Annotated in this window: 9 protein-coding genes; 1 reads left to right on the top strand and 8 read right to left on the bottom strand. The window is 33.8% G+C overall.

Going from position 1 to position 12,170, the window contains the following annotated elements; translation table 11 throughout:
• Positions 1 to 20 precede the first annotated feature (20 nt).
• Positions 21 to 1,601 carry an NHL domain-containing protein gene (locus DCE79_RS05835; RefSeq protein WP_108712172.1) on the bottom strand — a complete coding sequence of 527 codons (1,581 nt, stop codon included), beginning with the start codon at positions 1,599 to 1,601 and terminating at the stop codon, positions 21 to 23.
• 896 nt (positions 1,602 to 2,497) lie between these two features.
• Here DCE79_RS05835 and DCE79_RS05830 point away from each other — a divergent pair.
• Positions 2,498 to 4,258, top strand: coding sequence for a GIY-YIG nuclease family protein (locus DCE79_RS05830; RefSeq protein ID WP_108712171.1), 1,761 nt, complete (start codon positions 2,498 to 2,500; stop codon positions 4,256 to 4,258).
• A gap of 238 nt (positions 4,259 to 4,496) precedes the next feature.
• Here DCE79_RS05830 and DCE79_RS05825 read toward each other — a convergent pair whose 3' ends face one another.
• The 7 genes from DCE79_RS05825 to DCE79_RS05795 form a co-directional block, all read right to left on the bottom strand.
• Positions 4,497 to 4,736 (bottom strand): cAMP-binding protein, encoded by a 240-nt coding sequence (locus DCE79_RS05825; RefSeq protein WP_108712170.1) that lies wholly within the window; start codon positions 4,734 to 4,736, stop codon positions 4,497 to 4,499.
• Between the two features lie 400 nt (positions 4,737 to 5,136).
• On the bottom strand, positions 5,137 to 6,873 hold the full coding sequence (locus DCE79_RS05820) for an ABC transporter ATP-binding protein (RefSeq protein ID WP_108712169.1): 1,737 nt from the start codon (positions 6,871 to 6,873) through the stop codon (positions 5,137 to 5,139).
• Positions 6,870 to 7,157, bottom strand: coding sequence for a hypothetical protein (locus tag DCE79_RS05815; RefSeq protein WP_159083059.1), 288 nt, complete (start codon positions 7,155 to 7,157; stop codon positions 6,870 to 6,872). The genes DCE79_RS05820 and DCE79_RS05815 overlap by 4 nt, the downstream gene beginning before the upstream one ends.
• Entirely contained in the window at positions 7,139 to 8,632 is a 1,494-nt protein-coding gene (locus DCE79_RS05810; protein ID WP_108712167.1) for an ABC transporter ATP-binding protein, read from the bottom strand. The genes DCE79_RS05815 and DCE79_RS05810 overlap by 19 nt, the downstream gene beginning before the upstream one ends.
• A gap of 366 nt (positions 8,633 to 8,998) precedes the next feature.
• Entirely contained in the window at positions 8,999 to 9,322 is a 324-nt protein-coding gene (locus tag DCE79_RS05805; protein WP_108712166.1) for a DUF4177 domain-containing protein, read from the bottom strand.
• A gap of 21 nt (positions 9,323 to 9,343) precedes the next feature.
• A complete protein-coding gene (locus DCE79_RS05800) occupies positions 9,344 to 9,865 on the bottom strand; it encodes a D-glycero-alpha-D-manno-heptose-1,7-bisphosphate 7-phosphatase (RefSeq protein WP_108712165.1) in 522 nt (173 codons plus the stop codon).
• A 223-nt stretch (positions 9,866 to 10,088) separates the two neighbouring features.
• Positions 10,089 to 12,020, bottom strand: coding sequence for a sigma-70 family RNA polymerase sigma factor (locus DCE79_RS05795; protein WP_159083058.1), 1,932 nt, complete (start codon positions 12,018 to 12,020; stop codon positions 10,089 to 10,091).
• Positions 12,021 to 12,170 lie beyond the last annotated feature (150 nt).

Genomic DNA, 12,170 nt, shown 5'->3' with positions numbered 1-12,170 from the left:
AATTCCTCCTTCGCTCATTATCAATTAAATATTGTATGTCTTATAACAACATTACTGTTCGCTTGATCCCATTGCACATCATATCCAAGTTGCTCTGCAAAAAATCTCACTGGAATTAATAAACGACCATCCGCTAAAATAACGGAATTATCCATCAATAATTCACTATTCACACCATTTTCAAGCTTTATTACGCGATCACTTGATGTAGAGAATATATAGCTCAGCTTATCATCGACGATAACTTCATATTGCTTCGTCTCTGTCAAATAGTTGACATTCAAACCTAGCTTCGTAACGATCGCTCGTAGCGGTGCATATATCCGATTTTTTTCGAGCATTGGAGCAACATCCGTTTCCAGCAGCTCATCATTTACAATAATACGAGTGGGGCCATCATATTTTACCCTTTCTGGAATTACATAAGATTGAACGACTCTTATTCTATTGTTAGATGAATCAGCAATCGCGATATTTCCATTAGCTAATTCGATGACATCGGTAGGCTTATTCAATGCCCCTGAGGATAGTACGCCATCCGCGAAGCCATACTCCCCTCCAATACCAGCGACTGTCGTTACATTTCCATTATAAATAGCCCGAACGACATGATTAAGTGTATCTGCGACAAGTACTATACCTGATTTTGTTACTGTAATCCCTGCTGGAGAGGATAGACGTGCAACAGAAACTGTCCCATCAACATAAGCTCCCTTCACATACAACTCATCGCTGTCATAAAGGCCATTGCCCACTACTGTCGATACCTTATTCGTAGCAAAATCGATATAGCGGATACGTTGATTCCCTTTATCGCTAACATATAAATTATCTTGAGCATCTATCGCTAGACCAGTAGGCTCATTGAACATAGCTTCAGCTATAGAACCATCTGCAAAATCGCCACTATACTCTAATACACCTGGAAAATATTCAACCACTCTTTCAGATGCCTTATTCAAAGTTGTAACATTGCCCTTCGTATCTATTTTACGAATAAGATGATTTAACGTATCAGCAACATAGACGTTACCTTGACTATCGACAGCAACATCGGATGGAGAATAGAATCCTGCAGCTGAGCCCTTCCCATCTTGATCGCCAAGTTGCCATGAACCAGCAATTGTTGTTACAGTACCTTCCTTAGAAATAAGGCGAATACTATGATTATTTGTATCAGCAATATAGATTTGACCTTGTTCATCCATAGCAAGTCCACCAGGTGATTGATACATAGCTACATCAATAGCACCATCTCCATAGCTTCCTATTGGCATTGAAGATTCATCGAAATCTACAATATGACCGCTTAAAGTTGTCAGCTGATCGATAGCTAACATTCTAATTTTATGATTATTGGTATCACTAATAAGTAAGCTGCCGTCAGCCTGCTGTAGTAATGAAGTAGGATAGAATAATGACGCATCAGCAGTGGAACCGTCGTTAAAACCAGCCTTCGATTGTCCTACCATTGTGCGTAATTCTAGCAATCCGTGCTTACTATCGAGCACTCCTTCACCCTGCGCAACGAATGGTGTCGCTAAAACCATCAAGCATACAGATGTGATTACGATATATTTTTTCAAAGTCTGATGTTTCATTTCATTCACCAACCCTATAAATTTTCAAATCTATTGTTCACCTTATTGAAATTTTCATTGCATTAACTCACTCACCATCCGCTTGTGTATTCCAGCCATTAAATGTATAACCTGAATTTCCAGTTTTCTTGCTACAGTTATACTGTCCGCTACGCATATGTCTGCTCTTGGAAGTGTCTGTTAAATTACATCTACATGTTTATTTAACTACTCGTACTGTCCTACCATTACCAATTGCTAAATGGCGAGTAAACCAATTGGTACAACACCACAGTATTCCATTAAATGCAATATATCAAATAAATAAAAAAGAGTTAAATGGATATATTAGGAAAATAATAGTAATCGCGAAAAACTTATTATAAGCACAATAAAATGATTAAATAATTTTTATCAGAAAATTAAGCCTATTCATCCCTCCCCATATATATCCTATTCCATATTTTACTTTTGAAAGGTTAAAATTAGGTTAAAAAAAGTAAGATAGTCATTTTTAAAGTGAAGATTTGATTGGCAATACAAGTGAAAGTTGCAACGGATACAAGTTGTTAGTGCCATTCTTTCATGCTATTAAAAATAGCCTTATTTTTTAATCTATTAAACGATGAAATCTCTCCCAAACACTACGTTTGATCTATTTTTAAATCAATGTCTCCCATACTTATTTAACTGAGCTAACCTAGCTTAATTTGGCCGAATGCTTTCGATCAAAGTAAACCACATTCAAACTATGTTAATATATAGAATTTTATTATGCAATATCTTCCAAAGTCCCGCTACCATTGATATATACAACCTCATTAGATACAATAAAAGCTTAAGATACTCTATAGTAATATAAGTTTCGCTATATTCTTATATAAGCTATTTTGTTCAATTAGTAGGAGGTTGTTTTAATGACTAAAGAAAAGAAAGAATCCAATAAAATTAATATGCCCTGGTATTTTAGCCGCTGGATGATTACTTTAATGCTTTTATTCGGATTATTTACATTTGGAGTTACAGCAGTTATAGCAGTAATTCTATGGGGAGGTAAATTTATATATATCAAAACCAATAAAATACGGTTGGAGGCACTCGAAGTTAAGAACATGATCGCCGAAAAAGCTACCTTAGAAGCTGATAAAGCCACTTTAGAAAGTGAAAAAGTGACTTTGGAATCTAATAAAGCTACTTTAGAAGCTGAGCTTGTGGGATTAAATTCTGAAAAAACTCTGTTACAAAACGATATTGAAAACAGTAACAGTATATTTAAAGCAAAGAAAAATGATTTTGTTAATCAAATTAAGCTTGAATTCGAAGATGAAGGAAAGCGTATCGTCGAAAATGTTCTAAAGGAAAATGAAGATAAAATGTCTGAATTGCAGAGATTTACGGAGCAATATGACAAGTTAACAATTGAAAATGGAAAATTAGAAAAAAGCATTAAATCAAATAACACTAAATTGTTGAAGTTAAATACTGAATATAATGGTATTAAAAATTTAATTACACATTTTCCTCATGCCATTAACCTTGAAAAGCTTTCTAAAAAACTAGTTGATTTAGTTAACAACTACGATGAAGAAAGCATTATGAAAAGCTTAGTTGAATTAGATTACCATGCAATGAATTCAAAAGAACTAAGAAAGAAAATAAACAACATCAAAAAAGAAATCGCAAATTTATTAGATAGATATAAAGTTCGCTACACAACAAAAGCGAACAAAACCATTTATCAATTAATGGTCATTGGCTTACAGGCCGAGTTACAAAATATCTTATATACCCTTACGTATACAAAGCATGATGTAGCATTAGACAATGCAAAAGCCTTAATTCAAAAATATTTAGTGATTACTTCAAATGGGAATGCGTTAATAGCTCCTACCATTGCAAAGTTCTTAACTGAATTAGAGCCACTGTTCTTAGAAGCAATTGAGATTGAGTACCTTTACTATGTTAAACGTGAGCAAGAGAAAGAAGAACAGCGCTTAATCCGTGAACAAATGAAACAAGAAGCTGCAGATAAAAAAGAGCTTGATGCGCAGCGAAAAAAAATTGAAGCAGAAGAAGCAAAATATACCGTGGAGCTACAAAGAACGAGCGTGCTACTAGATAACGAGACGAATCCAGATGTTATAACTCAATTACAACATCGCATTGCAGAATTAGAGCAACAACAAAATCAAGTTGCAATCGAAAAAGAGGAAATTTTAAAACGTGCGAATGGTAAAGCTGGATATGTCTATGTAATTTCAAACTTAGGTTCGTTCGGAAATCAAGTATTTAAAGTTGGTATGACAAGACGTATGAATCCTCAGGACCGAGTGGATGAGCTAGGAGATGCTTCCGTTCCATTTAAATTTGATGTTCATGCAATGGTGTTCTCTGAAGATGCAGTCGGCTTAGAATATCGTCTGCACCAAGAACTAGCTGCTAAACGCTTAAACAAAGTAAACTTAAGAAAAGAGTTCTTTGTTACAGATGTGAAAGTATTGAAAGATTTAGTCGAAACAATTGACCCTACAGCAGAATTCAAAACAACTTTAGTAGCACAGGAATACTATAGAAGTCTAGAAATCGCGAACGAGCGCATAATTCCAACTTCAACTATGACTGATACAGATGTGGAACTTGAAGAAGTTGATCATGTAACTATTAATAAATTTTATTGATTTGTTTTTATCATACGCAAATAAAAGAGACGAGTTCGAAGCATGAAAGGAAGATGTGCTTCGACTCGTCTTTTCTTTTGTGACTACTTCCTACCTCACACCTCTAATTTAACTGATTTTGAAAATAAAAAGATTCCTTAAATTAAAAGCACAAGCTCTTAATTTAAGGAATTGTAAAGTTTTTTACTTACTCTAAAGGAAGAACTGCCTTAAGTCACAATTGATTCACTTACAATAATTACCTCGGCCCATTTCGATCTAAAATGGCGGATGTATTATCTTGTTGTAAGTTGTTCAAAGTTGTTGTAGTACTATCCCTTGCATATACATCATCTTTCCCTAAAGGAATATCCGTAGTTTGAACTTCCGACGCCTGTGCTAATAATGCTTCGCTATCGTTTTTTGACATGCCAAATGCTTCACTTATTAGTTCGGCTCCTGTTTTTCCATGATTCGCCTTCGAAACATTCTTCCCCATATTCACACCTCCTCTTTATAGAATGTGTGATGGTTCATTATTTATGTAAAAAATCTAGGAGGTTTCATTTGCCAATCATCTGATTTCGAAGCAACTTATCTTTGTAATTAATGCATTAAATAACTTCTGCAGCTTCCCTAGATGATTATTACAAAAATTGGAGAAAATTAATAACTTAACCTTACAAAAAATGCCAAGCTCACGAAAAACTGTTTGAGAAGAAGAAAAAAAGCACCCTTTATCAGCTCCCTAAAATACATTTAAAATTGACGGAATGGAAAATCACAAAGGTTCAACTAAAAAAACATCCAGGTTGAGCTCATGTACTGTTCCGTTCCGTCCGTGAAATTGGTATTCAAAATCATGCATATGGAATTTTTAAAAAAGGTCTATAATTTTTTTACTGATACATTAAAGAATTATTATCTTTCATCTCATTCATCACTAATTCATAATATAATGATTTATTTTTTAGTAACTCCGAATGACAACCTTGTTCTACAATTTTCCCCTTATCAATAACAAATATCACGTCTGAATCTTTAATCGTAGAGAGTCGGTGAGCAATAATAATTGTCGTTTTATTTTCTCTAAGTATGGCAAGATTGTTATGAATGATTTTTTCTGTGTTTACATCTAATGCCGAGGTTGACTCGTCTAAAATTAATACCTCTGGATCCCTAATTAAAGCACGAACTAAAGCCAATCTTTGTTTTTCACCGCCTGAAATCGTTATTCCACGCTCTCCTAGTGAACTGTCATACTTATCTGGTAATTTTTGAATGAAATCATCGATACACATTGCTTCGGCTAAACTCATTATTTGATCATCAGTAATTTGTTTATATCCCAATAATAGATTATCTCTTATAGTACTTGGAAATATGTATGGATCTTGAAAAACAATGCCTACCTTCGCTTTCCAAATATCTTTTGAAATATCAGTAATATTGATATTATTTGCCTTTATACTTCCCTCCTCAACTTCTTGTAAGCCTTCAAGTAAACTTCCAATAGTTGATTTTCCACTACCACTAAATCCAACTAAAGCTATTTTCTTACCAATTGGTATATCTAAAGAAAAATTTTTTAATATAAATTTTCCGCCTGAATTATAACGAAAAGAGATGTTATCCATCGTTAATGATTCAATAGAGGCTATCGTTTTAGTATTCTCTGTTTGTTTTGGTTTTGTATTAAACCAATTGCTAATATTTTCAACTGAAGCCATCTTGCCTGAAAATGAAAATACTAAATTGTATACTTTTACAAATGAGTGGAGCAGTTCTATTGTCAGTTGGTAAATCACAACTAATAATCCAATTGACATTTCCCCCTTAAATACAAGGTATCCCCCATAACCAATTACAATGATCTGTGCAATGGAAGTGATAGATTCTAATGAAAACACCATTTTTATCTTTAGCTTTCCTTCCATCATTACACTATTAAAGTATTGAATAAATCTGTTTTGATATCTCGTTTTTTCCCAATCTCCACGATTATTCGCTATCACATCACGCGTAGAAGTTATACATTCTTCCAATACAATTAGTAGTGAAGATTTTTTATTTTGAATATCTTTCGATACTTTTTTTTGCTCATTCGATAATTTTTTTCCAGTTTTTATATAAAAAAGAGATAAAGTCAGGATAGATAAGAAAAGGATAGGAGATGCCTTTAAAAATAATACACAAATAATAATGGTACTTACGAAATGCTTTATAATATCCGAAATATCTTCACCTATTAATTTTGCAACAATTGATATTTCATTCGTAAAGAAATGTACATAACGAGCATTTCTTTCTTTCTGAATGATATTGATTGGCGTACTATATAAAGTCGATAAGCCTTGCTCAACTAATTGATATTTAATACGACCATGAATTTTACTTTGAATATAGGGATTCACAACAAATAAAATGATGAATATTACATAACAAAAAGCAATTAATAGAACATATTTTAAAATCCCACCAAAATTTGATCCCATAATGATTTGATCAATAATATATTGTTGCAAGGTTATTGAATAAACGAAGCTTATAGATTCAGTGATTAATAAAATGACAGAAGAAAAATAGAGGAGCTTTAGATTTTTAATATAAGACCAAATCCAATGCAGATTCTTCATACGAGCCCAGCTTCTTTCGTTTGTAGTATAAATTTCTCATAAAGACCATTCTTTGCTAGTAACTGCCCATGTGAACCAAATTCTGTAATGATGCCATTATCAAGTACGTATATACGATCATAATCTCGAATGGTACTTAATCTGTGAGCAATAGTTATTACAGTCTTATCCATTAGAAAACTATCTAAAGATTGTTGTATATGTTTTTCAGTGATATTATCTAAAGCAGAGGTTGGTTCATCCATGATTACGATCGATGGATTCATTAGAAACAGTCTTGCCAAACCCACTCGTTGTTTGAGTCCCCTGATAATGTATCCCCTTTTTCATCAACTTTCGTATTATATTGATCCGGTAATTCCATAATATAGTCATGCAGATGTGCAGCTTTTGATGCTTCAATGATTTCTTCTTCAGATACATGTGGATTTCCAAATAAAATATTTTCCTTTATCGTAGAACCAAAAATATAAACATCTTGAAAGACAATTCCAATTGATCTTCTTATTGTCTCCAAACTTAGTAAGTGAATAGGATTTCTATCAATTGAAATTTCCCCAGTATTACAATCATAAAAACGTATCATTAACTTAGCAATTGTAGATTTCCCACTTCCTGACTCTCCAACAAATGCTATTTTTTCACCAGACTTAATAGTAAAACTTAAATTTTTTAATATGGGATGATTAGGAGTGTAACTAAAGGATACATTTTCAAAATTGATATTTCCTTCTACCTTATTTAAATGTATCGCACCTTCTATTTGAGTAATTGTTGGTTCTATATGGGTAAACTCATATAATTTGCTCGCTTGAAACATAAGCATTTTTTGCTCTGTTAAAAGAGTAATTACTGATGTTAATTTATGCATCGTAGCTAAATATAGGAGTAAAAATGAAACAAATTCCCCCGCTGTTATCGTTTCTTCACCTATTAAATAACAACCAAATATTATAAGAATAATCGTTCCAAAATAATAAGTAAAACGTCGAATCGATCCTCTTAAATAGGCATACCAATACCGCTTCGAATATAAATTTGTATTGTTCCCTACCTCTTTTAATGTATTCTTTAAATCCCATTTAAAGCCGTTAAACACATGCAGTTCTTTGATTAGGGAGACACTTTCATAATATTTTTGTCCTAAATTGATTTGACTATCCGCTAATTTTTGGGCAATATTAGAAGCTTTCTTTTCAATCCTTGGCCCAAATAAATAATACAGGGAAATGCACGGAATTATAGATATACTTAAATAAATACTAATATCTATCATTAGGTAAATAGAGATAGAAACAAATAAAATATGTTGGATCATTTCAGGGAAATATCTTCTATATAGTTGTTGTAAAGCTGCAACTTCAGTGTTTACTAACGCAAGTATTGTTCCTGTGGAGTTTTTCTCAAGATAACTGGCCCCAAGATTTCGTAATTTTGTTACAACGCTCCACTGCAAATCTCTCACACTATTTTCTTGAATGTAACGTTGCAAATATTCTTTTGATGCTGTAGCGATTAATTTTAGTAGTAATACTAAAAAAATTGCACATAAGCAATAGACAAATAAATTTATATTCTTATTCTTTAAAACATCATCTATAAAATATCCAAACATTTTAGGAATGATCAGTTCACTTACTGAGATAACTACCCCGCAAATGATTAATAGTGAAACTTTCATTAAATATGGCTTTAAAAAGGAAACTGCCCATATATAAACTTTAAACAAACTTATTTCCATTGAGCTTATATTTTTCATTTTATCCCTCTTTTTATTCTAATTAAAATTCATACTCCTATAACAAAATATCCCCTCCCTTTATAATCGATAAATAATGATAATATTAACATAATCAATTTATTAATTGGAATATATTTCTATGTTTATATTCGATTATCATCCGCAGATTATTAAAGTAATAAGTTTCCTAAAGCGTGATTGGTTTAACAATCTGGTCTTGGTTCTACATAACCCTGTGCATCAATTAGTAGTCACAATTGGAACACGGCGTAATAACAGTTTCGTAAACAGTGGCAGAATATCGCTTCTTTTCTGGTGATAAGTAATAGATTTTCTACTGTTAGGCAGCAATGTGGTCATGTCCTGAACTTGTAAAGGTCGGGTCTATGGGTTCTGAAGTGCCAAGATGATTGCATAATAAAAAGCCGTCTCATATGAGTCGGCTTTTGTAAAAATTATATAATCTTCATCAACTTCTAATTCAAATACTAATGTGTATCCTTTGGTGGTTCCTTCCTCTAGATAAGGAATTATGGAATGTAACACAAATCCATTTTCTGCATAAGAATTAATAAAATCAGTTAAACGATTGTTTATACTACCGTTATCTGACAAATATCTTGTTTCATATTCTTTTATCAATTGGTTTTCTGTGTCCCCAAAATTATTTGCACATTTCTTGTTGCTTGACAATGGATAATTTTCCACTGTGGGTTATTTCTTATCATTTTAAATATCACGAATAATCCATTGTGCTGCCTCTTTTAAATTTGGACATACTGCATCAGCTAATGGATCACTCTCACCAATAAAAACGGTTCTTGTACCAGCTTTTTTACCTGCCTGAATATCCGTATAAGTATCTCCAACCATATATGATTTTTCAAGATCAATTTTGTATTTTTCTCCTAAATCTAAAATCATTTTGCTATTTGGTTTTCTACATTCACACTTAGCCTTTGGTTTATGAGGACAATAGGCAACCTCATGAATCGTTGCTCCCTTTTTCTCCAGTTCAGCTACCATATAGCCATGAATTTTATGTAACTGCTTTTCCTTCATATATCCTAATCCAATTCCACCTTGATTTGTTACGACAAATACATAATCAAAATACTCATTTAAACTTTTAATTGCTTCTTCTACACCAGGTAAAAAATAAAATTGATTCGGTTCGTTTACAAATTTCACTCGATCAGTTAGCACTTCATTTATTACTCCATCTCGATCTAAAAAAACTGCCCTTTTCAATCCAATCACACCTTTAATTTTTAATATTACTTTTATTATGTTAAAAATTATCGGATTTAAGCAGTCTTATTTCAGATGTCCACTAATTTCCATACAGAAGTAGCGTAAATATATAGATATAAAAGATTTTTCCGCTGAGGCGTGAGACTGCACGCTTGACCCGCGCTCCCGTCCGCCGTAACGGAGAACAACGGGATAAAAATAAAGCGACGCTGCTTTTTGGTTATATTACACTATAAATAACCTCTCCGCTTTCCGCATTAACCCCTTTTATAAAAGCACCGTCCGTCATTTGAATACGGTAAATAAAACGCATCTCATCCTCATCCTTCTCTGTTTTCCCGTACACCTTGTCCCATTCCAGTTGCACTTTTAAGCCTTTTAGTGGCAGTAATTCTTTAATAGGCTTAATCACTTTTGGCTCAAACTTTCCGATAGATTCAACCGCTATATCTGGTGCTAAAAACATCAAAATGCCGCCCGTTTTTTTACTAATATTCATATGGAAAAATTCATTTTCAACGAAAAATCCATCCTTCTGCACGACAAATCGGAAAAAGGCGCGGTTTTCCTCTATGTCCTCTTCATCTTTCATCTCTACATGTAAATAGGGTGTATAGTCCGCATAGTACGTTTGAATAAACTGTGCGGCAATTTGTAAGCATTCCTCTTCAGAAAGCTTCGCCTCGCCTTCGATTTCAGCGAACCAAATGAAACTATCCAAGCGCTTCGTACGTTTGTCCACTTTTGCCTTTACCCGATTTTCAAATTTACTTTTCATGTAATGCTCGTATGATTTTCCCTCAGAATCTTGCCAGCCTTTAGGACGCCAGTTGAGCTCTTCATACGCTTCATCCATGCTTTCTTCTTCATATTGCTCCCATTCCTCATTGATGCCTACAATTTCTTCAATTGTGTATTTTTTTTGCAGTGCTTCTACTTTTGGAAACGGCACATAGCTTCGCTTTGACTCATTACCATAATCAAATAATTGTTTTCCTGTCGCCGCATCATAGGCCTGCGTTAATAGCTCTGACTCATAGATTGCATATATACCTGACTCTGAAACGGATTCATATTTTTTATTAAAGCTTTCAGCACAAAGTAACCAGTCACCTTCGTACAATGTATTTAAAATACGCTCCGTAGGATAAAGCTCCTTTGGCATTTCTGGAGGATTTTCCATATAGCCTGTATAGGTGAAATAAATGACCTCACCTGGATCGGTGACTTCAATTCGACAATAAAAACCGTCTAATGGAAACCCGCTAACAACTTGCCCATACTTAAAGCTTGTACTCGATTCCTTTTTATTTTGTTCTACCAGTGTATAATACGAAAGTGCTTCCGGGTATTGTTCACGTAGCAGTCGCTCGGCTATTTCAAGCTTCATTTCTTCAGTAATCGGTGTTCCTTCTTTTGTCGGGGTTTTCGCAAAATCATCAAGTCGCCCTTTGTCATCTAATCGAATAAAAGCTCCTTCATCCTTACTTTGCCCTTTCCACATGAACGAAGCGATTCCATCCTCATGATAGTCTTCAAGTTCTAGCTCATAGTGCGCAGGCACATTTGCATATTGCTGTGCTAAGTCAAATAACTGCTCTTTTAACATGCGTTTCACATCCTTTTGTTGTATTGGTTGTTGCATCGTTTCCTCTAGCTTTAGGCGTAGCGCTTTTCTGCCGCGATGCAGATGCATTTTAATCGTGTTGTTTGGCTTCCCTAGCATTTCCGCGATTTCAAACACTTTAAAATCATAAAAGTAATGCAATACAATCGCCGTTTGGTAGTCTTTTTTAAGGCTTGCAATTGCGTTATGTAACTCGCTGTAATCCTCGCTTTTTTCCTGGTCTAGTAACTGAAGTTGCTCCATGATTTCTAGCTCTAACAGCTTCGTGCGCTCCTTCTTTTTCATCGCAAAAAAGCTTTCACGAATCAATATTTTGTATAGCCACGTCGCAAAATATTTCGGTTCCTTCAGCTGAGCCAGTGCACCGAACGCTTTGATGAACGTTTCTTGCACAATATCTTCCGCATCCTGCTTATTTTTCATATATGTATATGCTTTAGCGAATAATCTAGGTTTATGCATCGTTGTTAAATGCCCGATCGCAATCTCATCGCCAGCAAGTGCTTGTTGTATGTACTGATCCATTGCATTCCCTCCTACTAACTTAGAGTACGGTTTTAGTGTAAAGGTTTCATTTCGTGGAATATTTTTAAAGCTCATCACTAAAACATAGATTGTTTATTTAAGTTTATAATATTTTAAGCCTTTATGAATTGAAGCATTAACCAAATTTTC

Source organism: Lysinibacillus sp. 2017 (genome assembly GCF_003073375.1).
Taxonomy (GTDB): domain Bacteria; phylum Bacillota; class Bacilli; order Bacillales_A; family Planococcaceae; genus Solibacillus.
This window is presented reverse-complemented; position numbering and strand designations above follow the sequence as displayed.